The following is a 25386-nucleotide window of genomic DNA, read 5'->3' on the forward strand; positions in this document are numbered from 1 at the left end:
GCTCGGATCGCTCGAATGCCACGCGTGGGTGACCCGCGACCACAATCGGCGGTCCGCGTCGTGCGAACTTCAACACCCTTCGATGCCGCCTCGCCGGGCGCGGACCGGCATGGCCCCAGGCGGGGCGCGATCGGGCCGGAGTGCTGCTTCCTGTGCTGTCCGAACTGCGGCTTTGCCCGTGATACTGAGTTGGCGCGGCGGCTGGCCGCCGCGTAGCGAACTCTTGACAGCAACGTAAAAATTATAGATTCTTGGGGCCTCCGGGAGGATCGCCGGCTTCGGGCCGATCATTCGCGAGCGTCCTGGACGAGGTCACGGCGACCCCCGAATCGGTCGGAGGAAACGGCATCCGCCGGACGGACCTTCCGTGGCGTTCCCCGCTCTGGCACACGCTTCCCAGATCGAATAGGAGAGCTCCATGCTGGTTATGCCCGCGCGCCCGGTTTCGGTCCGGGCAACGAACAGGACGCGATGGCGGCTCCGCCTCTATGCCGCGTTCCTGGTGTCAGCGTTAGCGGTGGCCGCGTCCGCCTGTTCGTCGTCCTCGTCGCCGACGAACTCGGACAACACCCCGGGCAAGGGCGGCGTCGCCAAGGTCGCCTACGAGTTCTCGGAGGTGCAGGGCGTGCTGCTCGACGCGGTGGCGTCGAAGGGCGGCTACCACCCCTGGTTGCAGCTGATGTACGACTCGATGATCCGTCAGGGCCCGAAGGGGGAACTCATTCCCGGCCTGGCGACCAAGTGGGCCTTCCCCGACGCGAAGACGATCGACCTCACGCTGCGGCAGGGCGTCAAATTCCAGGACGGCACGCCCTTCAACGCAGCGGCGGTCAAGTTCTCCTGGGACCGGATCATCGCCAGCAAGACCATGGCCAAGTCCTCGCAGATCGCCGCCATGACCTCGGTCGACGCGCCCAGTGACTACGAGGTCGTCGTCCACCTCAGCGGGCCGTACGCCACCGACTGGCGCGATCGCTTCCTGATCAGCTCGCTGCAGCTCGCCGTGGCGTCGCCGACCGCGGTCCAGAAGGCGGGCTCGGGCTTCTCATCCGCGCCGATCGGTGGCGGTGCCGGCCCCTACGAGTTCGTCTCCTACACGCCGAGCCAGAAGCTGGTGCTCAAGGCGAACCCCAATTACTGGAACCCGTCGGCGGTGACGCTCGACGAGATCGACTTCATCAACACCGCGTCGGGCGCGCCGACGATCGCCGCGCTGAAGGGCGGCGTCGCCAACATCGCCTTCACCAGCGGTGGTGCGGCCATCTCGTCGGCGAAGTCGAGCGGGCTCAACGTGAGCGCGACGCTCAAGCCCGACTGGGCGACCTCGGCGTACTTCTGCGCCAGCAAGCCGCCGTTCAACAACGTGGACGCGCGCAAGGCGGTGCTCTACGCGCTAAACCGCGCGGAGTTCGTCAGCGGGCCCTTCGGTGGTTACGCCATCGAGAACCCGACGACCGTCCCCAGCGATGTCGCGAACTACCCGGGTGACGCGGTACCGAACCCCTATCCGTACGACCTCAGCAAGGCCAAGGCCGCGCTCGCATCGGCCGGTGTCGCCCCGGGCACGACCATCACGGTCATCGCCGACCCGACCCAGGTGAACTCCGCGGTACTGCAGGTGATGCAGGCCCAGCTCGACACCATCGGCCTGAAGCTGTCGATCCTGCCGACGGCCAACGCGTTCGCCGACCTCAAGACCAAGGTGCCGAACATCTACTACTCGGGCACCGGGCTCTCGTACGGTTCACAGTCGATCTTCGTCGCCCCGGGCGGCTCGACCAACTACTGCAACTTCAACAACGCCGACCTGAACGCGGCCCTGCTCAAGACGCAGGACCCGAACCTCACGCCCGAGCAGCAGAAGGCGGCGTGGGCCGACTATCAGCGGGTGTACTACCAGGTGGTCCCCGGGTTCAACATCGCCGACATCAAGCAGGCGACGATCTCCACCAAGGACGTGTCCGGGATCCCCGCGGACCACGTGCAGAGCCAGGGCGATCCGGAAGCCTGGGCCGGCATCTGGGTCAAGAGCTGAGCCGGTTGAGCAACGAACCGCACGAGTCCGTGCCGGGTCGGGCTGTGGCGGCGCATGCCGCCGCGGTCCGGCCTCGCGGTTTGCCAGATCTGAGAATCCGGAGGTGAGCGGAGCATGGCGCGATACATCACGATGCGGCTGCTGTCGGTCGTCCCGATCCTGTTCCTCGTCTCGATCTTCACGTTTGCCCTGATCACCTTCGTTCCCGGTGACAAGGCTCTTGCCATTGCCGGCGTCACGGCTTCCCCCGAGGACATCGCGCGCATCCGTACGCAGTACCACCTCGATCAGCCGGTGTACGTGCAGTACTGGTACTGGCTCGAAGGCGTGCTGCACTTCGACCTCGGCGACTCCCGCTACAACGGTCAGTCGGTGGCCGGGCAGATCGAGACCCGCCTGCCGGTCACGCTCTCGCTGGTCATCCTCGCCAGCGTCATCGCTCTCGCGTTCGGTGTCGTGCTCGGCCTGATCGCCGGAATCCGCCGGCGGCGGGCCGTCGACAACGTCACCAACATCGCGTCGGGCGTCCTGCTGGCGTTGCCGAGCTTTGTGGTCGCGCTCGTGCTCCTGCTCGTCCTGGGCGTGCGCCTGGGGTGGCTACCGATCCTCGGCTACACCAACTTCGCCGACTCGCCCTGGGACTGGCTCCAGCACATGATCATGCCGGCGCTGGCGCTCGCCGGGCATATCGGCGCGATCGTGTATCGGCAACTGCGCGCGTCGGTCGGCGACACGCTCGGGGCCCGGTTCGTGACGGCGGCCTGGGCCCGCGGCGGGTCGCCCCGTGGCGTGGTCGGCAAGCACGTGCTTCGCAATGCCTCGGGGCCGGCCCTGACGTCGTTCGGTGTCCAGATCGCGTACGTCATCGGCGGCACCGTCATCGTCGAGCAGATCTTCTCGGTCCCGGGCATGGGCCCGTACCTGCTCGCCGCGATCAAGGGCAACGACTTGCCCGTCATCCAGGGCGGCATTCTGACGTTCGTCCTCTGCCAGGCCGTCTTCGCGATGCTGGTCGACATCACGCACGGCTTCCTCAATCCGAAGTTGCGGGTGGCATCATGACTGCAGTCGAGATTCCGGTCGAGGCCGGCATGCCGGCCAAGCCGGCCCGGCACTGGCTGCGCAGCCTGGTGCGCAACCCGCTGGCGATGGCGGGATTCCTCTTCCTCGTGTTCGTGGTGGTCTCGGCGGTCTTCGCACCGGCGGTCGCGCCCCACCCGCCGAACGCGCAGACCCCGGACCTGCTGGCGACGTCCTCGCACGCACATCTGCTGGGCACCGACTCACTCGGACGGGACACGCTGAGCCGGCTCATCTACGGCACCCGGGTATCCCTCGTGGTCTCGGTGTCGGTCGTGCTGATCTCGCTGGCCGTCGCCCTGCCCCTCGGCATCGTCGCGGGCTACCGGGGCGGCCGGTTCGAGGGGCTGGTCATGCGGCTCAGCGACGCCGCCCTGTCGATCCCGGCGCTGATTCTCGCCCTGGGCATCGTGTCCTTCCTCGGGCCGGGGACCGGGACGAGCATCTGCGCGCTGAGCATCGTGATCGCCCCGGGGTTCGTGCGCGTGGTCCGCGGACAGACCCGGGCGGTCTGCGAGGAGACGTTCGTCGAGGCCTCGCGGTCCATCGGCACGCGCGACCTGCGCATCATGCTTCATCGCGTGCTGCCGAGCGTGTGGTCGCCCGTCATCGTCCAGTCGACGATCTACCTGGGCGGCGTGCTGCTCTCCGAAGCGTCGCTGAGTTTCCTGGGTCTTGGCACGAAGCTGCCGACGGCCAGCTGGGGCGGGATGCTCCAGGAAGCCGAGGCGAACGCGCTGTTCACCAATCCCGCGCAGGTCATCTACCCGGGTGTGGCCATCGTGCTGACGGTCCTCGCGTTCAACAGTTTCGGCGACGGGCTGCGCGACGCCACCGGACTCGGCCTGTCCGGCCGGAAGCTGAAGGCCGAGCGTCTCGGCATCACGACCGTGACGGGCGAACCGCGCACCAAGCCGGCACTTGCCACCTCGGTCGTCGAGCCGGCGGCCGCACCCGCACCGGGGGAGCCGGCCGCGGCCGCTCAGCGGCCCCTGCTGCAGATCCGCAACCTCGGCATCGAGTTCCTCTCCGAGACCGCCGCGGTACGGGTGGTCGACAACCTGAACCTGTCGATCCGGCGCGGCGAGGTGCTCGGGCTGGTCGGTGAGAGCGGTTCCGGCAAGACCGTGACCGCTATGTCGATCATGCGCCTGCTTCCGTCGCCCCCGGCCCATATCGTGTCGGGAAGCATCGAGTTCGACGGCGTCGACATCCTGTCCCTGTCCCGTCCGCAACTGCGAGCGCTGCGCGGGCGACGGATTTCCATGATCTTCCAGGATCCGATGACGTCGCTGGACCCGTCGTTCACGGTCGGATACCACCTGAAGGAGGCGCAGCGCAACCACGCGAAGGCCGGCCGGCGCGCGGTCGTGAAACGGTCGCAGGAACTGCTGGACATGGTGGGCATCAGCAACGCGGCCCGCCGGCTGGACTCCTATCCGCATGAGTTCTCCGGCGGCATGCGTCAGCGCGTCATGATCGCGATCGCGCTGGCCAACAACCCGGATCTGCTGATCGCCGACGAGCCGACGACGGCGCTGGACGTCACCGTGCAGGGCCAGATCCTGGACGTCCTGCGGGATCTGCAGCGCGACCTGGGCATGGCGCTGCTGTTTGTGACGCACGATCTGGGCGTCATCGCCGACATCTGTGACCGGGTCGCTGTCATGTACGCCGGCCAGATCGTGGAGTACGCGTCGGTCGAGCGCCTCTTCGAGCAGCCCAGGCACCCCTACACCGAAGGCCTGCTGGCCGCGATGCCCCGTGCGGGCCGCGGCCTGGACCGGCTGCGCGACATCCCGGGCACTGTGCCCATGGCGGCCGCGTATCCGTCCGGCTGCCGCTTCCACCCTCGATGCGGCTTCGCCACGTCCGCGTGCGGCGAGAAGCCGGTGCCGCTGGAGGCAAAACCTGAGGGCGGGGGAGTGCGCTGCGTGCGCAGCGACGAGCTGACGCTGCTCGGTACGCGCCAGATCGCGGGCGAGCGGTGACGCGAAAAACCTATAGATTCTCTTGTTCCCGACCGGCTCTTGCCGCTACGCTCCTAGCAACGAGCCAGTGCATGGGCTCGTGTGTGCCGGACCGAAGAGATTGACGCGACTGGCCTCGCGCAGTCCTCCGACTCGTGTCCGTGCCAGTCCAAGCCACTTCGTTCAAGCCGCGGCGGCGCCGCACGAACGTCCGCTGCCGTCGCCCGACACATGCTTGAAAGGAAACGACGTGAAGGTCGGCTGCTACTTCAACTTCCAGAACTACGTCGATTGGGACCGGTATCTGGCCAAACAGCCCGGGCCGCCGGCCATCACCGACGCCCAGATCTACGACGAGGATCTGTACCTGGCCGATCTCGTTGAGTCGCTGGGCTTCGACTCGTACTGGGCCATCGACCACTACACCTCGCCCTACGCGATGACCGGCGGTGCGCTGAACCACCTCACCTACATCGCGGGCCGTACCACGAAGCTCGACCTCGGCACGATGGTGACCGTCCTGCCGTGGCACGAGCCGATCCACGTCGCGCACCAGATCAGCCTGCTCGACAACGTCCTGAAGGATCGCACGCTGACCCTCGGGTTCGGGCGCGGTGCCGCCATCCGGGAGTTCGATGCCTTCGGCATCCCGATGAGCGAGTCGCGCACCCGGTACAACGAGTGTCTCGACGTGATCAAGCTCGCGCTGACCAACGAATGGTTCTCGTACGACGGCGAAATCTTCAAGATTCCCGAGACCACTGTGCGGCCCATGTTCCGCAATCCTCAGCGGCTGCTCGAGCGCCTTCGCGTTGCGTGGACCAGCCCGGAGTCGCTGCCGCCGGCCGCGCACGGCGGGCTCGGCATGCTGCTGACGGGCCAGAAGAGCTTCGCCGAATACGCCATCGACGTGCGTAACTTCAACGCGATCCGGGCCGAGAAGGGCTGGTCGCCGGCCCAGCCGACGGTCATCGTCCGCGTCGCCTGCTTCGACACCGAGGCCGAGGCCTGGCAGGTCATGGCCAAGCACACCATCGAGGGGCAGCGCAGCAGCCGGGTGCACTACGAGTTCGCCGACATCGAACGCTTCCGCAACACCAAGGGCTACGAGCAGTACGCCAAGCTGCGCGAACACGTGCGCACCGAGGAGGAGATGCTCGAGGGGGCCGCGAAGCCGCAGGCGTGGGGCACCCCCGACCAGGTCTTCGCCCGTCTGCGGGAGATCCAGCGCACCATGGGCGCCGAGGAGTTCGTGCTCAGCTTCCGGATGACATCCATGCCGGTGGAGCAGGCCGAGCGCTCGATTCGCCTGTTCGCCAAGGAGGTGCTGCCCCGCCTGCACGAGCTCGACGCCACCTACGACCTGGGGGCCGGGCCGGCGGAGAAGGCGGCGTCGGCGCAGCCGGAACCGTTCTCGGTGTGATGACGGGATCACAGCAATGACTTCCGATTCGGCCGTCATCGGCGGGCACGCGAGCGAGCTCGCCCTCCGCACTCGTATCCGCGAGTTTCTGGACAAGGAGCTACCGCGCCCGCAGCGGTACGGCACGGGCCTGGTCGGCGGGCCCGGATACATGGAGTTCGCCCCGGAGTTCAGCCGGAAGCTGGCCGAGCACGGGTGGCTCGGCATGGCCATACCGCCGGAGTACGGCGGTCAGGGCCGCGGTCACCTCGAGCGGTTCGTCGTCATCGAGGAACTGCTGGCCGCCGGCGCGCCGCTCGTCGCGCATTGGGTGGCCGACCGGCAGACTGCCCCGATGCTGCTGGCGTTCGGGACGCCGGAGCAGCGGCGCCGGCTGCTGCCCCTGGCCGCCGCCGGTGATCTCCACGTCGCCCTGGGCTTCTCCGAGCCCGACTCCGGCTCCGACCTGGCCTCCGTGCGCACCCGCGCCGCCAAGGTCGACGGCGGCTGGTCGATCTCGGGAACGAAGACGTGGACCAGCGGTGCGCATACGAACAACTACTGCATCACGCTGTGCCGCACGAGCGACTCGGACGACAAGCACCGGGGGCTGTCACTGCTCCTGGTCGACCTCAAGGCCCCGGGCGTCGAGGTCCGCCCGATCCTCTTCCCCGACGGCGGGCATCGGTTCAACGAGGTCTTCTTCGACAACGTCTTCGTCCCCGACGACATGCTGCTCGGCGAGCCGGGATCCGGCTGGGAGCTCATGAACTCGGAGCTGTCCCACGAGCGCGCCGGACCGGAGCGGTTCATGGCGGTGTGGCCGCTGTTCGAGGCGTACCTGACGCTCAGCCGGAAGAACGCCGCGGAGAACGCCGACCGGATCGGGCAGATATCGTCGCGCTTCTACGCGCTGCGCCAGCTCGCGGTCTCCGTCGCCTGGGGTCTGCAGCGCGATCAGGTCAGCTCGATGAGCGTGTCCATCCTCAAGGACCTGGGCACCAGCTTCGAGCAGGACACGGTCGCCGAGCTCCAGGCGATCGTCCAGCGCGATCCGGACCCCACCTCGGGTGGCGTCTTCGACGCGCTACTGGCCCGCGCCCTGGTCATGGCGCCGTCCTGGACGCTGACGGGCGGCACCACCGAGGTGCTGCGGTCGGTGGCGGCCCGCAGCCTGCGCGGACCGCGCACCCGGACGGCCGGTGCCGGCAACGGCCCGGCGTCGGAGTTGGAGGACGTCGTCGATCAGCTGTTCGCCGAGCGCAACGACCCGCAGGCCCGGCAGCGCGCGGAGGCCACCGGCTGGCCGCAGGAGTGCTGGGACGCCGTCGCCGCCGCCGGCCTGCAGTGGGTCGGCGTGTCCGAGAGCATCGGCGGATCGGGCGGCACGCTGCAGGACGCCGCAACGCTGGTGCGCCTCGCGGGCAGGCACGCCGTGGCGCTGCCGCTGGCGGAGTGCACGATGCTCGGCGGCTGGCTGCTGGAGAGCGCGGGCATTCAGGTGCCGGACGGCCCGATCTCGGTCGTTGCGCCGGACGACGCCCGGCACGTCACCATCGATCAGCAGCTGCGGATCTCCGGGCGGCTCGAGCGGGTGCCGTGGGCCCGGCAGGTGACGCGGGTCGTCGCGTTGGTCGATCAGTCCGACGGGCCGGCCGTGGTGGTCGTCGACCCTCGGCAGGCGACGATCCAACCGGGGTTCAACGTCGCCGGTGAGCCGCGGGACACGGTGATCCTCGACGGCGTCGCGCTCCCGCAGGCGGATGTCGTTCGCGTTTCCCCGGGCCACGGGGTGGAGCTGCGACTCCGCGGGGCGCTGTCGCGCGCGCTGCTGCTGGCCGGCGCCGCGCAGGCGGTGGCCGACATGACGGTGACCTACGCGAACCAGCGCCGGCAGTTCGGGCGCGAGATCATCCGGTTCCAGGCGGTCTCCCAGCGACTGGTGCAACTGGTCTCGGAGGCCGAGCTCGCGGAACTCACGGCGGTCGCGGCCGCGCGCCGCTTCGCCGAGATCGGCGTCGCTGCCGAGTTCGAGATTGCGGCGGCCAAGGTCACCGCCGCCAGAGCCGCGGGAGCGGTCGCCGCCCACGCCCACCAGCTGCACGGAGCCATGGGCATGACGCAGGAGTACCCATTGCATCACTTCACTCGCCGCCTGTGGGCCTGGCGCCAGGAGTGGGGCACCGAGCAATACTGGTCCCGCCGCGCGGGTGAGCGGACGCTCGCGACAGCCGACGACCAGCTCTTCCCGCTGATCGTGAGCGGGGGGCTGGCATGACCGCTTACCGCGTCGTCGACCCCGCGACGAATGAGCTGGTGCGCGAGTATCCGACCGCCACCGACAGCGAGGTGCAGGACGGTCTCACGCGGGCCTACACGGCGTTCCGCTCCTGGCGCACGACGCCGTTGCCGCAACGCTCGAGGCTTCTGCACCGCGTCGCCGAGCTCTACGCCGAGCGCCTCGACGACCTTGCGGCGATCGTCACCCGCGAGATGGGCAAGCCCACGCGCGAGGCAAGGGGCGAGCTCAAGCTCGTCATGTCGATCTACCGCTACTACGCCGACAACGCTGAGCAGTTCCTCGCCGACACACCGCTGAGCCCCCGCATGGGCGGCACCGCGGTGGTGCGCAAGGACCCGATCGGGCCGCTGCTCGGGATCATGCCATGGAACTACCCGCACTACCAGGTCGCGCGGTTCGTCGCCCCGAACCTGATGGCCGGCAACCCGGTCATCGTCAAGCACGCCCCGCAGTGTCCGGAGTCCGCACTGGGCATCGAGGCGCTCTTGCGCGACGCCGGCGCCCCGGACGGCGTCTACGTGAACCTCTTCGCCACCAACCAGCAGGTCGCGGACGTCATTGCCGACCCGAGGGTGTTGGGCGTCTCGGTGACCGGGAGCGAGCGGGCCGGCTCGGCCGTCGCCGAGGTGGCCGGGCGGCATCTGAAGAAGTGCGTCCTCGAACTCGGCGGTTCGGACCCGTTCATCGTCCTCGACAGCGCTGACGTCGCCAAGTCGGTGAAGGCGGCGGTGACGGGGCGGATGGCCAACGCCGGACAGATGTGCAACGCATCGAAGCGCATCATCGTTGTCGAGGCGCTCTACGACGCCTTCGTCGAGCAGTTCTCGGCCGCGATGTCGGCGCTGCGGCCGGGCGACCCGACCGATCCGGAGTCCGGCTTCGGCCCGCTGTCGTCGGAGGACGCGGCGCGGCGCCTCGTCGAGCAGATCGAGGAAGCGGTCGCGAAGGGCGCAAAGCTGCGCACCGGCGGCCGGCGCGCGGACCGTCCGGGTGCGTACGTCGAGGCGACGGTGCTGACCGACGTCACCCCCGACATGCGCGCCTACCACGAGGAGCTGTTCGGCCCTGCGGCCGTCGTCTATCGCGTTGCGGACGCGGACGCGGCCGTCGAGCTCGCCAACAGCTCGCCGTACGGGCTGGGCGGCGTGGTCTTCGGCGCGGATCAGGCGGCCGCGGAGGCGGTCGCCGATCGGCTCGACACCGGCATGGTCTGGATCAACAGCCCCCAGGGCTCGGCCGCCGACCTCCCCTTCGGAGGCACAAAGCGGTCCGGAACGGGACGCGAACTCGGTGCGCTGGGTATCGAGGAATTCGTCAACAAGAAGCTGATCTACACTCCGAAGCCGCGCTGAGAAACCTGTCGGCGGCCTCGACCGGACGTTCGAGGCCGCCGTTTCTCATGGTCAGCGGTAGGCGGCGTTCAGGTCGATCGGTCCGCCCTCCACGATGTCGCCTGGTGGCCGCGAGTTCGTCGATGCGCTCGAGTGCCATCGACATCGCCGCATTGCCCGCGCCCCGCTGACCGGCGAGTGGCCGCGGCTCGACCTCACACTGCCTGCCAGGTCCAGGACGAGACGCTGTACGTGCCCGTCGAGGCCGGCGAGCCGGCGAGCCGGTGGCCGGCGCCGCGATGGGGCTCACCTCCCCCGCGAAATAGCAGCGAATGAATCGCCGACCGCAGGAACCGAGCGGCGAGCACTACCCACACGACTGTCGGGCTGTCGGAATGCAACTCCCCAGCGGCGGCTAGGAGCGCCCCGACAGCCGGAGGTATCAGTGGGTTAAACGTTTGACTCGGTCCGTCCTACCGCGTATGGTCGAACTCGGGACGATCCTGACCGTCCCGAGTTGGGTAGCCACCGTTGACCCGTGGCACCACGACGATGGCCGATTCGGCCGCGTGCCGTCGAGTGTGATGGACGTCTTGCCGCCCCACACGGGCGCCTCCAGTGCCTCGGTTACTCGACGAGTAGACGTACGTTATCCCCAATATTGGAGGTCGGCACCCGTGGAAGCATGGGAAGAATTACTGGTCGAAGAAATCAGGGTGTTGGCGCGCGGTCCCATCGCAGAGCGGGCTCGTCAGGTCGATCTCGAAGGTGCGTTGTCGATCGACAACATCAATGCTCTCGTCGCGTTGGGGGTCGCCGGTGCGGGGTTGCCCAAAAAGCTGGGTGGTCTCGGCCTGAGCTTGGAAGGATCGGCTCGGATCACCGAGACCATCGCCTACAGCTGTGGGTCTACGGCCATCGCGGTGAACATGCACGTGCTCGTCGCTGATTCGCTTACGCTCGGTCCGCACTTTCCCAGAGCTGACGCCGTGCTGGAGGACGTCGCGAAGAACGGTGCGCTGATCTGTCAGCCCGGGTCCGTTCCGCTTACGGGGCTCGACACGCGGGCCAGCGGGTTCCGATTTGCCGAGGACGGCGATTTCGTCGTCGGTAACGGCGTGTCCGGATTCGCGACGATGAGCGAGGCTGCACGCTACGTCAAGATCATCGGATTCATCGAGCGGGGCGAGGGACAGGAACCGGACGTTGTGGTCGCATTGCCCGGTACGGACACTCCGGGCCTCGAGATCTGCCACAACTGGAACGGCATGGGCCTGCGCGGAACCGCGAGTAATGACGTCAAGCTCGTCGACGTCCGCATCCCCCGGGACGAAGTGGCGATCATGTCGGCCTCCGCGTTCAAGGCCGCGAACTCCGGCGCCGGCGGGGCCACGGCAGTCGAGATGCAGAGCCGATTCCGAGGGATGTTCGGCAGCCGGGCGATCTGGCTGGGTCTGTGCACGGCGGCGTTCGACTTCACCGTCGACTACTGCTCGCGCAGATACGGCGCAATGGCGATCTCCGGTGACTTCGCACGCGCCTTCGGCGCGGGTGGTGACGGGCTGCGAGCCGACCATGCGTGGGCGCAGATCGGCGTCGGGCGGATGGATCACTGGATTTCGACGGGGCGTACGCTGCTCTACGATCTGGCGAGGCGGTTCCAGTCGGAGGAGCTGTCCGCCGGTGAAGCCGGCGTGCTCATGAATCGACTGAACTATCACCTCCGCAGGATGTGCGAGGAGGTCATTCAGCTCTCGATGGGCATCTGCGGCTCTCACGCCTACGTGAAGGACCGTCCTCTCGAGCGGATCGTGCGTGACATCATCGGGTGCAATGTCATGGGACAGAAGACCGACGAGCTTGCCCAGAGCATCGGCAAGGCCGCACTGGGCAGAGCGGCCGCCAAAGCAGCCTGACGCTTCAGGGCCGCGTCCTCCGATGAGGACGCGGCACCTTTGCGTCGGCGCGGATGCCGTGCGAGTCACGCGGCACCCAATGAACGCTGTCAGCGATCGCGATGTCCCCGACCGAATCGCCGGCGATGAGGCTGATCATCGCCTCGGCAGCCACCTCGCCGAGTCGGTTGAAGTCGGTCTGCACGGTCGACAGCGGCGTGCGCAGCAGGCCGGCGCTCATTGAGCCGGTGATGGAGACCAGCGACAGGTCCTCCGGTATGCGGACGCCGAGCTCTTCGCAGACGTCGAGCACCTGCAAGGCGGTCGGGTAGCGGGCGAGGATCGCTCTCGGTCTGCCCGGATCCGTCATGAGCGACTGGACGAACTCACGCACGGCCGCCCGATCGATGTCCACGTCGACCTGCTCGAGCCGAACGCGTTCGACGCGTGCGATGTCGGCGTGGCTCGCGAAGGCCGGACCCGACGTGATCTCGATCGCCGCGGTGTGACCGTAGCGTCGCAGTGACCGGAACAACTCCACATATGCCTTACGCGGGTCCGCGGTCACGAGCGGCAGACTTCCGCATCCGGCGGCCCGATATGCAAGGGCCAGCACGGGAATCCGCGCCTGTAGGCACCGATCAAGCGACGGAGCGGGCTGCGCGTTCCAGTAGAACAGTCCATCGACGCGGCGCTCGAAGAATGGGCGAAGGAGCGTGTCCACCGCACTGTCCGCCTGCCGCGCAACGGAGATCAGCACGCTGTAGCCGTGTTCCTCCATTGCCTGGATCATGGTGTTCCACATCGAGAACAGCTCCGCTCCGGGATGGAACGCCATGTTCCGGACGATGCCGATGGTCCTTGTCGGCGTGCCGCGCATGCTTCGTGCGGCGACGTTGGGCACGTATCCCAGCATCTCGACCGCCGCCTGCACGCGCGCAAGATTGTCCGCCGATACCCGCAGCCCGTTGAGCGCCTTGGACACGGTGGCAGTCGAGCAACCCGCCGCTTCCGCCACATCATGCAGCGTTGGCGCCGACCTCGATCCACTGTGTACTGGCCCGTTGGTCATGAAGGAAGCCTACGTTGTCAGGCGAGGCCGCGCCGCTACGGTTTCGGCAGTGGCCCAAGGTCGCCGGCGAGGTGACATCGTCGTAGACGGCGAAGCCTAGGACCGAGGCCCACATGCTTCGCCGGCCGTCACATTCGTCACCGTGCGGCCCACGACGGGGCCCCGCACGTCCGGTTCTGAAGCGCTGCAGTGGGCGATAGGCCGACTGGACGACGCTGTGGCGGCCGTCGTCGCGACACGCTCGAGACGCCGCTCTGGTGGTCAGCGGTAGGCGGCCTTGAGCTTCCGGTCGATCGGCCCGCCCTGCACGATGTCGCCCGTGGCCTCGAGTTCGTCGATGTGCTCGGGTGCCACGCCGGCCTCGGCAAGGACGGCCCGGGAGTGTTCGCCCAGACCGGGAGGGATGAGCGGGCCGAAGCGGCCCGTACGGCTGAAGGTCGCGTACCGGCCCGGCGCCGAGATGAAGGACCGGCCGTGTGACGCCGGCACCAGGTGGAGGAACTCGGTCTCCAGCAGGCGCGGATCGCGGATCACCTCGCCGATCTTGCGCACCCGCATGGCCGGAATGCCGGCGGCGTTGAGGGCCGCCACCGCGTCGTCGGGCTCCGGTCGGGCCAGAGCGTCGGCGAGGACGTCCTCAAGGATGCCGGCGTCGTCGGCGGCTTGCACGCGAATCCAGCCGCTCTTCACCGGGTACATGCGGTCGAACCGGCTCGGGCCCTTGTAGTCCGGCGCCCCGGTGGGGCGTTCGCGGGCTCCGCGGTATGTCGTCAGTTCGCCGCTCTGCAGGTACGTCGCCGTGCCGATCAGCGAATCGAAGATGTGCTGGCCCCGGCCGGAGCGCAGGCGATGGAAGATGCCGAGGGCGACGGAGAGCGCTGTCATGGCGGCGGTCGCGTTGTCGTTGACGGCGATCGTGTTGACGACCGGTTCGCCGTCTCCGCCCTCGGCCCGCATCATGCCGCACAGGCCCTGGATCACGACGTCGACTCCGCCCAGCCCGCTCATCGGACCGGTGTGCCCGTAGGCCGACATCGAGGCGACCGTGAGTTCGGGATTCACTTGTGACAGATGGTCGTAGTCGATTTCGAGCGCGGCGGTCACACCGGGGCGCAGGCCGTCGACGAGCGCATCGGCGTGCCGCACGACGTCGTAGAACGCCGCGCGGCCGGCGGGTGACTTGAGGTCGATGGCCAGGCTGCGCATGCCGCGGCTCACCGCATACGCGTTCGCGCGGAACGGGTCGCCGGCCGGTGGCTCGACCCGGATGACGTCGGCGCCGAGCTCGGCCAGCAGCAGGCCGGCGAAGGGGGTGGCGACGAAGGCGCCGATCACGAGCACCGTCAGGCCGTGCAGCGGGCCCGGCCTCGGTGCGGCGGCGGCGGGGGCGGGCTGCGCTTCCCATACTTCGACAGTGTCGGAGTCCGACCCCAGGAGCGGGGCCGGGCCGCGCACCCGTCCGGGGGCGGCACTCAGGTGGATCGGGATGCCGGGCATGACGACCCGGCCGCGCTCGGGATCGTCGAGCTCCTCGCGCATGCCGATGGCCCGCACCTGCGGGTGGTCCAGCCATTGCCGGCGATCCGCGACCACCGCGCAGGGGATGTCCGCGGCGCTGAGCGCGGCGACCCATTCGGCGCTCGGCTTCATACGGAAGGCCTCGGCGACCTTCTCCCTCGCCCACGCGAAGTTCTCCGGCAGGACGAGGTTGTCGGTCAGACCGCCCATGCGCGGCTCCGCGAGCATGTCCGCGATGCCGAGCACGCGGAGGCACTCGCCCTCGAACTTGCGCCCCAACGCCCCGACGGCGACCCACACACCGTCGCCGGCCTGGATCCGCGTGTAGGTGGGATGGCGTCCACCCAGCCCGACGGCGGTCGACAGATCCTCGGCGTCGGGGTCGACGACGAGACCCGAGGTGAGCAACTGCATGAGTCCATTGACGCCCGACACGGTGACCCGCTGCCCGCGGCCGGAACGTTCCCGCTCGACGAGCGCCGCCACGGTGCAGGCGCTCGCCCAGAGACCCTGGCTGTAGAGGACGGTGGGGTACACCGATTCCACCGGATCTCCCGACGACGAGCTCTGCCGCCACGCCTGCCCGCCCGTAGCGGCCAGCAGCGCGGCCGACTCACGGCCACCCGCCCACGGGGTGCGGCCCGGCAGGTACGGCGGCATCTCGACCAGCACCAGGCGGCCGTTGCGGCGCAGCACTTCGTCGGAGTCCAGACCGTACTCGGCGAGTTGCGCCGGCCCGCTCGTAAGCAGGACGTCGGCACCGGTGGCCTGCCGGCGTAGCCAGCCGATTCGCGAGGCGTCCGACGGGTCGACGACGACGCCGCGCTTGCCCCGGTTCCACATGGCGAAGCCAGGGTGAGCCCGGGCCGGGTCGCCGGTGGTCCGTTCGATCTTCACAACGTCGGCGCCGAAGTCGGCGAGGAACATGCCGACGATCGGTCCCGCGATGCCCTCGGTCAGGTCCAGGACCCGGATGCCGTGCAGAGCGCTCATTGGCCACCCTCGTCGGAAGCGACGAGCCTACGTCAGCGAGCTCGTGCAAAATCTATAGAAATCGCAAAATAGCGAGGTCGGGACGGGGTTGTCAAGACGGTGTACTCGTTGACCTGGCTCGAAAATTTCTATAGATTCCTTGCGTTCGGTACGGCGGAGGGAGTCGGAGTTGACGGCAGAAGGTGTTCCGGTGCCCACCCCGGAGTCGCTGCCCTTCTGGGCGGGCACGCTGCAGGGTGAGCTGCGGCTGCAACGGTGCGAGGACTGCGAGCGGCACTACTTCTATCCGCGCGTCTCGTGCCGCTACTGCGGTTCGCCGCGCGTCGAGTGGCGGCGCGTGTCGGGGCGTGGACGGCTGCTGTCCTACATCATCAACCACCGGATGTCGCCGGCCGCCGCCGGCCAGCAGCCGATCATCGCCCTGGTCGAGCTGGACGAGGGCCCCCGGATGATGACGAACATTGTCGGCGTCGATCCCGACCCCGACCTGCTGGCACTGGACGCGCGCGTGACCGTCGACTTCGAGCCCCGAGGGGATCAGGCGGTTCCCGTGTTCCGGCTGGAGGCGTCGGCCGCATGACAAGGATGCATGGTGGCGGAGTGGTCATCGTCGGCGCCGCGGAGACCGACGAGGTCGGCGTGCTGCCCGAACATTCGGTGCTCCGGCTGCACGGGGAAGCGGCGCGCAACGCTCTGGCCGACGCAGGGCTCGCGCCGTCGGACGTCGACGGCATCGCGACCGCCGGCCACAACGTCGTCGAGATCGCCCACCACCTCGGGATCGTGCCACGCTGGCTCGACGGCACGTCGGTCGGCGGCTGCAGCTTCATGCTGCACGTCCGCCACGCGGCGGCGGCGATCGCGGCCGGGGCGGCCGACGTCGTGCTCGTCACCCATGGGGAGTCCGGACGGTCGCGGGTCGGCGCGACGCCCTTCAGCGTCGGCCGCGACTCGCTGAAGGGCCAGTTCGAGGCGCCTTTCGGCTCGACCAACCCGTTCACGTCGTTCACCGTACCGGCGCTGCGGTTCCTGCACGACCGCGGCATGGGCCGCCGTGACCTCGCGGCGGTTGTGGTCGCGCAGCGCGAGTGGGCCATCGGCAACCCGCGCGCGTCGCGCAGGAAGCCCGTCACCATCGACGAGGTCCTCGACGGGCCGCCGGTCGCCTATCCGTTCACCCGCGACATGTGCTGTCTCGTCACCGACGGCGGCGGCGCGCTCGTGCTGACCAGCGCCGCACGTGCGGCGGACCTGCCGGCGCTCAAGCGGCGCGTGTACGTGCTGGGCACGGGGGAGGCGAGCGAATCCTCCCTGGTGTCGCAGATGGATGACCTCTCGTCCTTCGGCGCGTTCCGGCGGGCAAGCGCCGAGGCGTTCGCTACCGCCGGCATCGGCCATGCCGATGTCGATCACCTGATGGCCTATGACGCCTTTGCGCACGTGCCGCTGTACATGCTCGAAGACCTGGGCTTCGTGGGGCGCGGAGAGTCGGGCGAGTTCGTCGCGAGTGGCAACACCGGCCCGCGGGGGACGCTGCCGATGAACACCAGTGGCGGCGGGCTGTCCTACACCCACACCGGGATGTACGGGATGTTCGCGATCCAGGAGGCGGTACGCCAGCTGCGGGGCGAGGCGGCCGTGCAGGTTCCCGGCGTCGAGGTGAGCTTCGTACAGGGCGTCGGCATGTTCTTCGGCGCCGCCGGAAGCCTCGTTCTCGCCAACCGTCTGCCGTGAGGGGGTACGCAGTGACCGGGTCCGGGCCGGACGAGTATCGCGCACAGGCGCGGCAATGGCTGGAGACGAACGCGTCGCCGCTTGGTGACGGTGACGCCGCGCACGGCGGTGAGTCCGAGATCGAGCGCAGCAAGCGGTTCCAGCACGCGCTCTGGTCGGCCGGCTACGCCGGGATCACCTGGCCGAAGGAGTACGGCGGCCAGGGTCTGACCACCGAGGAGCTGGCGGCGTTCAACCAGGTCGCCGGGGACTTCGTGCTGCCGAGCGTACCGCTGTCCGTCGGCATGGGCATGGTCGGACCGACCATGCTCGAACTGGGCACGCGGGAGCAGAAGTCGCGGTACATCCTCCCGCTGCTGCGGGGCGACGAGGTCTGGTGCCAGATGTTCTCCGAGCCCGACGCGGGGTCCGACGTCGCCGGCCTGCGGACCAGGGCCGTGCGAACCGGGGCCGGTTGGATCCTCAACGGGCGCAAGGTGTGGACGTCGAACGCCCAATGGGCCGACTTCGGCGTGATCCTGGCCCGCACCGACGCCGACGCGCCGAAGCACCGCGGCATTACGATGTTCATCCTCGACATGCGCCGTGCCGGCGTCACCATCCGGCCGCTGGTGGTGGCGACCGGGGACGCCCCCTTCAACGAGGTCGTGCTGGACGACGTGCTCGTGCCGCACGACGCGGTGCTGGGCAGAGTGAACCGCGGCTGGGACGCGGCCGTGGCCATGCTGCGCCACGAGCGCGTGTCGATCGGCACGCGGGTGCAGAAGCGATCGAACGCCCTCAGCTTCGACAACCTCGCGCGGATCGCCCGGGACCGCGGCGCCACCAGCGACGCGGTGGTACGGCGCCGGCTGGCCGAGGCGTACGTGCGTGAGTCGGCGGTGCTGGCCTACGGCCGGGTGCTGCAGGCCGAGGCCAACGCGGGCGTGGAGGTGGGACCCCGGGGATCGGCGGCGAAGCTGGCCGGTGCCGAGCTGCGGTTGTGGCAGGCGCTGACCGCCCAGGAGATCCTCGGCCCCGACGTGGCGCTCGGCGATCGCGAGTTCGACGCCGTCGCCCTGGGCATCGTCGCCGCGCCGGGCGTGGCGACCGCGGGCGGTACCAACGAGATCCAGCGAAACATCATCGCTGAGCGCATCCTCGGCCTGCCGAAGGACGGCGGGATCGCCGACAAGAACCTGCCGTTCAACCAAATCCGAACGTCGCGCTGAACTGACCACGGAACCGGAGGACGACGCGATGTCGCTGGTGCACACCCCCGAACAGCTCGGGCTTGCCGAGTCGATCCGGCGTTTCGTGGCCCAGCGGACACCGCTGTCCGCCGTCCGGGAGGTCGTGGGTCGCCACGATGCCTTCGACGCGGGCGTCTGGCGGGTGCTGAGCCGCGACCTCGGGCTGGCCGGCGTGCTCGTACCCGGGAAGTACGGCGGCGCCGACGGGTCGTGGGCGGATCTCACCGTCGCGCTGCGCGAGCTCGGTGCCGGCTTGGTGCCGTCGCCACTCGTGGCGTCGGGCGTGCTCACGGCGACGGCGCTGGCGGCCGGCGATGACGAGGACATCAAGCTCAGCTGGCTGCCGCGAATCGCCGACGGCCGGGTCGTCGGTGCGCTGGCCGTCAGCGAGCCGGGCGCCGAGCCGTGGGTGGCGGCCCGCCCGCGCACGGTGGTGACCGGCGCGGGGTCCGATCTGCGCGTCACGGGACGGAAGTCGGCCGTGCTCAACGGATCGGAAGCCGACGTCCTGCTCGTACACGCGCTGCGGGATGGCGCGGCCGGACTCTATCTGGTGGAGGCCACCGCCGCCGGGCTCGTCGTCGAGCGCGAGAAAGCGATTGATCCAACCCGGAGCCTGGCGAGCGTGACGTTCGAGGGATGCCCCGCCGTTCCCGTCGCCGGCAACGCCGCGGAGATCCTCGACCGGGTGGTCGACATCGCCAACCTCGCACTGGCCGCCGAACAGCTCGGCGCGATCAAGGCGTGCCTCACGATGACCGTCGAATACGCGAAGACCCGCTTCACCTTCGGTCAGCCCATCGGGGCCTATCAGGGTGTCAAGCACAAGCTCGCCGACATGTACACGTCGTGGGCGCTCGGCGACGCCGCGCTGCGAGCCGCGACGGAGGCGGCCGACCAGGACTCGCCCGACCTCACCCTGACGGCCGCATCGGCCCGGGCGCTGACCTCACCATCCTATGTGGAGGCGGCGATGACGACGATGCTCCTGCACGGCGGCCTGGGCTACACGTGGGAGCACGACGCGCACTTCTACTACAAGAACGCCATCGCGGGCAATGTCCTGTTCGGCGGCGCGTCCTTTCAGCTGGAGCGGGTGGCGCGATGCCTCAGCCTGTGAACGGGTCCGGCCCGCTGGACGGCATCCGGGTCGTCGAGTTCGCCGGGATCGCGGCCGCGCCGTTCGCCGGACAACTGCTGTCGGACCTCGGCGCGGACGTCGTCCGGGTCGACCGCCCGGGTGATCCCGCGCCACCGGTGAGCGTTCTCGGCCGGGGGCGGCGCTCGATCGCCCTGGATCTGAAGGAGGAGCGCCAGTCCGGACTTGCCCGCCGGCTGGTCGACCGCGCCGACGTGCTCATCGAGGGGTACCGGCCGGGCGTCATGGAGCGGCTGGGCCTGGGTCCGGACGAGTGCTGTGCCTCGAACCCCGGCCTGGTCTACGGCCGGTTGACCGGGTGGGGACGGACCGGCCCGCTCGCGTCCGCCGCCGGGCACGACCTGAACTACATCGCCATGGCCGGTGTGCTCGAACCCATGGGCGTGCCGGGTCGGCCGCCGAGCCCGCCGCTCAACCTGCTCGGTGACTTCGCCGGCGGGGGAATGCTGCTGGCGCTGGGGATTCTCGCCGCGTTGTTCGAGCGCACGCGTTCGGGACGGGGCCAGGTCGTCGACGCCGCGATGGTCGACGGCGCAGCACTGCTCGGCACGTTCGTGTTCGCCCTGATCAACCAGGGCAGGTGGGCACGGGACCGCGGACAGAACAACCTCGACGGGTCCGCGCCGTTCTACGCGACGTACGAAACGTCCGAGGGCCGCTACGTCGCTGTCGCCGCCCTCGAACCGCAGTTCTATGCCGACCTCCTCGGCCGGCTCGGTATCGCCGACCACGACCCGGCAGCGCAGCACGACCGCAGCCGATGGCCGGCGCTGCGGCGGCGGCTCGAGTCGCTGTTCCGGCAGCGGACGCGGGACGAGTGGGAGACCGTGTTCGCCGGGTCGGACGCCTGCGTCGCGCCCGTGCTGTCGCCGCAGGAGGCGGTACATCACCGGTTTCATATCGAGCGCGGCACCTTCATCAGCACCAATGCGGGGATCGAGCCGGCCCCCGCTCCACGTCTGAGCCGTACACCGGGGCGGGTTGCCCGTCCCGGACCCTCCCGAGCGGGCCAGGACGGCGCCGAGATTCTCACGGCCTGGGGGCTGCCGACGAAAGGGGTAGATCATGGTTGAGGAACAACTGGGCGCGGCGTCGCTGCGCACTGCGTTCGGCACCGTCCCGAGCGGCGTGGTGGCCGTCTGCGGCGTGGATGCCGCCGGTACGCGCACCGGAATGGCGGTGAGCACGTTCATCCCGGTGTCGCTGGACCCGCCGCTCGTGGGGCTGTCGGTGCAGGTGTCGTCCCGCACGTGGCCGGTCCTGCGCGCGATGCCCGCGCTGGGCATCAGCGTGCTGAGCTCCGGGCACGGCCCGGCGGCCCGGCAGCTGGCCGCCCGCGAGGGCGACCGGTTCGTCGGGCTGACGACGCACATCGCCGACAGCGGCGCCGTCTACATCGATGGCGCGCCCACCCGGTTCGAGTGTTCGATCGAGCAGGAGGTGCCGGCGGGGGACCACCTGCTCGTCACCCTGCGGGTACATTCGATCACGGTCGACCTGGACGCCGCCCCGCTGATCTTCCACCGCAGCGCGTTCGCCGGCGTGGTACCGCTGTCCGGAGCCGGACTGCTCACATGAGCCGGTCCCGGTCCACCGAAGGGGTCCTGCACGGGCCGATCCGGCTCGATCCGATCGACCGGGCGATCGCCGACATCGCCGCCGGTCGTCCGGTCGTGGTGGTCGACGACGGGGCCCCGGAGAACGAGGGCAGCCTGATCTTTGCCGCCGACATGGCGTCCGCTGAGCTCGTCGCCTTCGTCGTGCGTCACACGTCCGGGTTCCTGTGCGTCGCGCTGACCGAGGACGACGCCACCCGGCTGGACCTGCCGCCGATGTTCCCGGCGAATCAGGTTCGCCGTGGTCATGCGTACGCGGTTTCGGTTGATGCTCGCGAGGGAGTCACCACTGGTATCTCGGCCCGAGATCGGGCCCGAACGATCCGCCTGCTCGCGGACCCGAGGACCGATCGGACCGACCTGTCCCGCCCTGGTCACGTCGTACCGTTGCGAGCCAAAGCGGGTGGTGTGCTGCGGCGTCCAGGACAGGCCGAGGCGGCGGTCGACCTGGCCGTGCTCGCCGGCCGGCGGCCGGCCGGCGTGCTGTGCGAGGTCGTCAGCGAGCAGAAGCCGACCGGTATGGCGCGTGCGAACGAGCTGCACGAATTCGCCGACCGCCACGGCTTGGCCATGGTGTCCATAGCGAACCTCGTCGCGTATCGGTGGCGGTTCGAGCGCCTGGTGGTGCGTGGTGCACAGGCTCGCATCCCGCTGCCCCAAGGCGAGTTCACCGCGGTGGGCTATTCGTCCACTTACGACGGTCGTGAGCACGTCGCCTTCATCCGTGGCGATATCGGCGACGGCCGCGACATCCTCGTCCGCGTCCAGCAGGAATGCCTTCCCGGCGACGTGTTCGGCTCACTGCGCTGCGACTGTTCCGTACAGCTTTCCGCGGCGTTGACGAAGATCGCCCGGGTCGGGCGCGGCGTCGTGCTGTACATCCGCGCGCCCGAAGGCATACCGACCGGGATGGTGCGGAAGTTGCGCGAGTACGAGGCGATCGACGCCGGCCGGTTGGGCTCGGGCGCACCACACGGCGCTCTGCCCGCGCGCTCCGACCCGCGTGACTACGGGCCTGGCGCCCAGATCCTCGCGGACCTGGGGGTCCGATCGATGCGCCTGCTGACCAACAACCCGGTTCGGCGGGCCGGTCTGGCCGGCTTCGGGTTGAGCATCGCGACCGTTGAGCCGCTGCCGACGCGGGAGGAATCGGTCGGCGTCGTGGACGGACCGAGCCCGTGATCTGAACTTCAGCGACGTGGGGTCCGGCGTGGCGCTGGCGGCCGGCTCGTTCCCGAGGTGGCCGCCAGGCCATCGATGATGACGAGCAGGAGCAGGTCTGCCCGCTTCTGGCGCACGTCGGGCGATTCCGTCATGGGCGCGGCCTCCACGGCGCGGATGACCCCGCTGATCAGCGTGACGAGATCGATCGTGCCGATGTCGGGGCGGACGGTATGCGCCTGCTGGGCCCGGTCGAGCAGCGCGCCGGCAGCCTCGACGAGCACCCCGAATCCCCACTCCGCGTTGGCTTTGGGGTCGCTCTCGCGCAGGCCCTGGGCCAGCAGGGACGTCAGCACTCCCCGCACCTCGAGCCCCAGGGCGACGAAGTCCCGGAGCCAGTGCGTCAGGGCGTCGAAGGGTTCGCGGGTCGCCATCAGCTCGGTCGCACTGGATGCGAGGCGGGCGACGTGGCCGCGGTGGATGTGCTCAAACAGGTGCATGCGGCTGGGGAAGTGCCGATAGAGCGTCGCAGGCGCGACACCCGCCTCCCGGGCCACCTCTTCGAGCGTGACGCCGGGCCCGTGGCGGTCGAGGAGTCGCTCGCCGGCCGCGGTGATGCGCTCGATGCTGCGCCGGGCGTCGGATCGCGGTCCGCGGCTGCGGCGCGGGGGCGAGGGGTCCTCCGACACCAGTTCTCCTCGGGTACTTGCATTTGTGATGGGGACCACCCTACCCTCCATTAAGTAAGAGTCCACTCTGACTTAAGGCTGGAGTGGTGGCGCCGCGACACGTGATCCGCAGTGGTCTGTGTGTGGTCACCGGACGGGCCTGCGGGGCCCGCCCTTCCGCTCGCGTCGTGCCGGAACTGAGGAGAAGTCGTGGGTTACGTGAGCGCCCTTTACATTCGGCAAGCTGATCGACGATGCGACCTGGACCGTGACGAACTGGGATGCCGCCCAATTCTGGGGCCATGACCGCAACCACGCGCACTGACCCCCACGGTACGGAGCAGAACACTGATGAACTCAACGACGAACATCGCCGATCAGCTCGACTCCCTCGTCTCGCTGGAGCGCGGTGAGATCGATCGCCGGCGCTGCGCAACCCGACGTGGGACGAACTGCGGGAGCGGACCGTCCCCGGCGACCGGATCTGACCGGAGGACCGGCAATGAACAACGACGCGCCCAGCGCCGATCAGGACGTCGCGATCCGCTCCGTGCTCCTGCAGCACGAGGTCGAGCAGTTCTACTACCACGAGGCGGGACTCCTCGACAGCCACCGCTACGACGAGTGGGTCCGGCTGTTCACCGACGACACCCACTACTTCATGCCGCTGCGCCGCACCATGCCCCGGCGTCAGCTGCATCGCGAGTTCGACATCAAGACCGGCAAGGTGCTCGGCCCGCCCGCCACGGTCTCGCTCCGTACCCATGAGGTCCGCATCGACGGGACCGACGTCCTGGTCGTGGATCCGGCCGGCCGGTGAGCGGTCAATTACGAACGCACAGGAATCCCGGCGTGCCGCCCGGAGGGAGAACGCTGTGACAGCGTTGCCGATCACCTACGAGTCCACCTACCGCCTGATCACCACCACGGACTACGAGATCCAGGTGAACGAGGCGGGGGACGGGCCGCCCGTCTTCATGATTCACGGCACCGGGCCGGGGGCAACGGGCTGGTCCAACTTCGAGCCGAGTATCCGCGGACTGGCGTCGAACTTCCGCTGCATCGCCGTGACGATGCCCGGATGGGGCGACTCGTCCCCGCAGAGTGTCGAGACCGGGCGGGACCAGGGCCGGGCGATGGTCCAGCTGATGGACGCGATGGGCATCGACCGGGCCGCGATCGTCGGCAACTCCATGGGCGGTGCCGTCGGCATGGTGCTGGCCACCGCGCACCCGCAGCGGGTGTCGCACCTCGTGATGATGGGTTCGGGCATCTGGGGAGTGAACGTCCTGGCACCCAGTGGCATGTCGGAGGGTATGCGCACGATCTTCCAGACCTACGAGGATCCGTCGAAGGAGAACTTCCGGCGGCTCGTCGAGGAGCGCTCGTGATGCCCGGATCAGGGTACGCCGATGGGCCGGGTCGGCTTGCTGGCCTATCGGTGCTGGTCACCGGGGGCGCATCGGGGCTCGGGCGGGCGATCGTCGACCGCTTCGTCGCGGAAGGAGCCGTGGTCACGATCCTCGACCGGTCCGCAGATCGGCTCGGTGAGGTGGCCGCCAAGCACGGCGACGCCGTCCGGGTCGTCGCCGGTGACGTCACGTCCCAGCGCGACAACCTCGCCGCCGTCGCGGCGGCCGTGGACGCCGGCGGCGGCCTGGACGTGTTCATCGGCAATGCGGGTCTGTGGGACTTCGGGCGGCGGTTGCTCGACATGAGCATGACCGAGTTGGAGAACGGGTACCGGGAACTGTTCGATGTCAACGTCAAGGGCTACCTCATCGGTGCCCGGGCCGCCGCCGAGGCGCTGATCGAGCGCCGCGGCGCCATGATCTTCAGCTTGTCGAACGCGGCGTTCTACCCCCGCGGCGGCGGCGCGTTGTACACCGCCTCCAAGCACGCCGGCGTGGGGCTGGTCAGGCAGCTGGCGTACGAGCTCGCCCCTGAGGTGCGGGTGAACGCCGTGGCGCCGGGGGCGATGTCCACGGATCTGCGGGGCCCGGACGCCCTCGGCCTGCAGGACCGCTCCATCACCGACGTGCTGCCGAACGAGGATGCGATGAAACGGTTCTCCGCGCTGGATCTCGCGCCGCGGCCGGAGGCGTATGTCGGCACCTACGTGTTGCTGGCGGCGCGGTCGGAGTCCGCGACCGTCACCGGCACCGTTTTCGACATCAGTGCGGTCGGTACCCCGAAACGCTGAGCTGACCCCCAACCA

Annotated in this window: 20 protein-coding genes; 17 read left to right on the top strand and 3 right to left on the bottom strand. The window is 69.2% G+C overall.

Going from position 1 to position 25386, the window contains the following annotated elements; genetic code table 11:
- Positions 1 to 502: 502 nt before the first annotated feature.
- The 7 genes from ACQPXD_RS24360 (at position 503) to ACQPXD_RS24390 (ending at position 12036) form a co-directional block, all read left to right on the top strand.
- A complete protein-coding gene (locus tag ACQPXD_RS24360) occupies positions 503 to 2035 on the top strand; it encodes an ABC transporter substrate-binding protein (RefSeq protein WP_432842285.1) in 1533 nt (510 codons plus the stop codon).
- Between the two features lie 114 nt (positions 2036 to 2149).
- Positions 2150 to 3097: an ABC transporter permease gene (locus ACQPXD_RS24365; RefSeq protein ID WP_432842287.1), complete on the top strand. Its 948-nt coding sequence runs from the start codon at positions 2150 to 2152 to the stop codon at positions 3095 to 3097.
- A complete protein-coding gene (locus ACQPXD_RS24370; RefSeq protein WP_432842289.1) occupies positions 3094 to 5106 on the top strand; it encodes a dipeptide/oligopeptide/nickel ABC transporter permease/ATP-binding protein in 2013 nt (670 codons plus the stop codon). Before ACQPXD_RS24365 ends, ACQPXD_RS24370 begins: the two co-directional genes overlap by 4 nt.
- A gap of 229 nt (positions 5107 to 5335) precedes the next feature.
- Positions 5336 to 6508 carry an LLM class flavin-dependent oxidoreductase gene (locus ACQPXD_RS24375; RefSeq protein WP_432842291.1) on the top strand — a complete coding sequence of 391 codons (1173 nt, stop codon included), beginning with the start codon at positions 5336 to 5338 and terminating at the stop codon, positions 6506 to 6508.
- A 16-nt stretch (positions 6509 to 6524) separates the two neighbouring features.
- Positions 6525 to 8765: an acyl-CoA dehydrogenase family protein gene (locus ACQPXD_RS24380; RefSeq protein WP_432842293.1), complete on the top strand. Its 2241-nt coding sequence runs from the start codon at positions 6525 to 6527 to the stop codon at positions 8763 to 8765.
- On the top strand, positions 8762 to 10141 hold the full coding sequence (locus ACQPXD_RS24385) for an NAD-dependent succinate-semialdehyde dehydrogenase (RefSeq protein ID WP_432842295.1): 1380 nt from the start codon (positions 8762 to 8764) through the stop codon (positions 10139 to 10141). Before ACQPXD_RS24380 ends, ACQPXD_RS24385 begins: the two co-directional genes overlap by 4 nt.
- A 656-nt stretch (positions 10142 to 10797) precedes the next feature.
- The gene (locus tag ACQPXD_RS24390; RefSeq protein WP_432842297.1) at positions 10798 to 12036 is read left to right on the top strand and encodes an acyl-CoA dehydrogenase family protein; all 1239 of its coding nucleotides are present in this window, start codon (positions 10798 to 10800) and stop codon (positions 12034 to 12036) included.
- Between the two features lie 4 nt (positions 12037 to 12040).
- Here ACQPXD_RS24390 and ACQPXD_RS24395 read toward each other — a convergent pair whose 3' ends face one another.
- Positions 12041 to 13000: a LacI family DNA-binding transcriptional regulator gene (locus ACQPXD_RS24395; protein ID WP_432842299.1), complete on the bottom strand. Its 960-nt coding sequence runs from the start codon at positions 12998 to 13000 to the stop codon at positions 12041 to 12043.
- Between the two features lie 348 nt (positions 13001 to 13348).
- Positions 13349 to 15598 (bottom strand): CaiB/BaiF CoA transferase family protein, encoded by a 2250-nt coding sequence (locus ACQPXD_RS24400; protein WP_432842301.1) that lies wholly within the window; start codon positions 15596 to 15598, stop codon positions 13349 to 13351.
- Between the two features lie 190 nt (positions 15599 to 15788).
- On the opposite strand from ACQPXD_RS24400, the gene ACQPXD_RS24405 reads away from it, so the two are divergent.
- Genes ACQPXD_RS24405 through ribB form a run of 7 tightly spaced genes read left to right on the top strand, consistent with a single transcriptional unit; the run spans position 15789 to position 22521 of the window.
- Positions 15789 to 16178, top strand: coding sequence for a Zn-ribbon domain-containing OB-fold protein (locus ACQPXD_RS24405; protein WP_432842303.1), 390 nt, complete (start codon positions 15789 to 15791; stop codon positions 16176 to 16178).
- Between the two features lie 20 nt (positions 16179 to 16198).
- The gene (locus ACQPXD_RS24410) at positions 16199 to 17332 is read left to right on the top strand and encodes a thiolase C-terminal domain-containing protein (RefSeq protein WP_432842305.1); all 1134 of its coding nucleotides are present in this window, start codon (positions 16199 to 16201) and stop codon (positions 17330 to 17332) included.
- Between the two features lie 11 nt (positions 17333 to 17343).
- On the top strand, positions 17344 to 18543 hold the full coding sequence (locus ACQPXD_RS24415; RefSeq protein ID WP_432842307.1) for an acyl-CoA dehydrogenase family protein: 1200 nt from the start codon (positions 17344 to 17346) through the stop codon (positions 18541 to 18543).
- 28 nt (positions 18544 to 18571) lie between these two features.
- The gene (locus ACQPXD_RS24420) at positions 18572 to 19684 is read left to right on the top strand and encodes an acyl-CoA dehydrogenase family protein (RefSeq protein ID WP_432842309.1); all 1113 of its coding nucleotides are present in this window, start codon (positions 18572 to 18574) and stop codon (positions 19682 to 19684) included.
- Entirely contained in the window at positions 19669 to 20796 is a 1128-nt protein-coding gene (locus ACQPXD_RS24425; RefSeq protein ID WP_432842311.1) for a CaiB/BaiF CoA transferase family protein, read from the top strand. The genes ACQPXD_RS24420 and ACQPXD_RS24425 overlap by 16 nt, the downstream gene beginning before the upstream one ends.
- A complete protein-coding gene (locus ACQPXD_RS24430; protein ID WP_432842313.1) occupies positions 20789 to 21301 on the top strand; it encodes a flavin reductase family protein in 513 nt (170 codons plus the stop codon). The genes ACQPXD_RS24425 and ACQPXD_RS24430 overlap by 8 nt, the downstream gene beginning before the upstream one ends.
- Positions 21298 to 22521: a 3,4-dihydroxy-2-butanone-4-phosphate synthase gene (ribB, locus tag ACQPXD_RS24435; protein ID WP_432842315.1), complete on the top strand. Its 1224-nt coding sequence runs from the start codon at positions 21298 to 21300 to the stop codon at positions 22519 to 22521. The genes ACQPXD_RS24430 and ribB overlap by 4 nt, the downstream gene beginning before the upstream one ends.
- Before the next feature lie 8 nt (positions 22522 to 22529).
- Here ribB and ACQPXD_RS24440 read toward each other — a convergent pair whose 3' ends face one another.
- Positions 22530 to 23189, bottom strand: coding sequence for a TetR/AcrR family transcriptional regulator (locus ACQPXD_RS24440; RefSeq protein ID WP_432842317.1), 660 nt, complete (start codon positions 23187 to 23189; stop codon positions 22530 to 22532).
- Between the two features lie 481 nt (positions 23190 to 23670).
- On the opposite strand from ACQPXD_RS24440, the gene ACQPXD_RS24445 reads away from it, so the two are divergent.
- Genes ACQPXD_RS24445 through ACQPXD_RS24455 form a run of 3 tightly spaced genes read left to right on the top strand, consistent with a single transcriptional unit; the run spans position 23671 to position 25371 of the window.
- The gene (locus ACQPXD_RS24445; protein WP_432842319.1) at positions 23671 to 23988 is read left to right on the top strand and encodes an aromatic-ring-hydroxylating dioxygenase subunit beta; all 318 of its coding nucleotides are present in this window, start codon (positions 23671 to 23673) and stop codon (positions 23986 to 23988) included.
- Positions 23989 to 24043: 55 nt separating this feature from the next.
- Entirely contained in the window at positions 24044 to 24559 is a 516-nt protein-coding gene (locus ACQPXD_RS24450) for an alpha/beta fold hydrolase (protein ID WP_432842321.1), read from the top strand.
- A gap of 50 nt (positions 24560 to 24609) precedes the next feature.
- Complete coding sequence (locus tag ACQPXD_RS24455) at positions 24610 to 25371, top strand: SDR family NAD(P)-dependent oxidoreductase (RefSeq protein WP_432842323.1); 762 nt, start codon at positions 24610 to 24612, stop codon at positions 25369 to 25371.
- Positions 25372 to 25386: the final 15 nt, after the last annotated feature.

It is taken from the genome of Dactylosporangium sp. CA-092794, from assembly GCF_050948465.1.
Taxonomy (GTDB): domain Bacteria; phylum Actinomycetota; class Actinomycetes; order Mycobacteriales; family Micromonosporaceae; genus Dactylosporangium.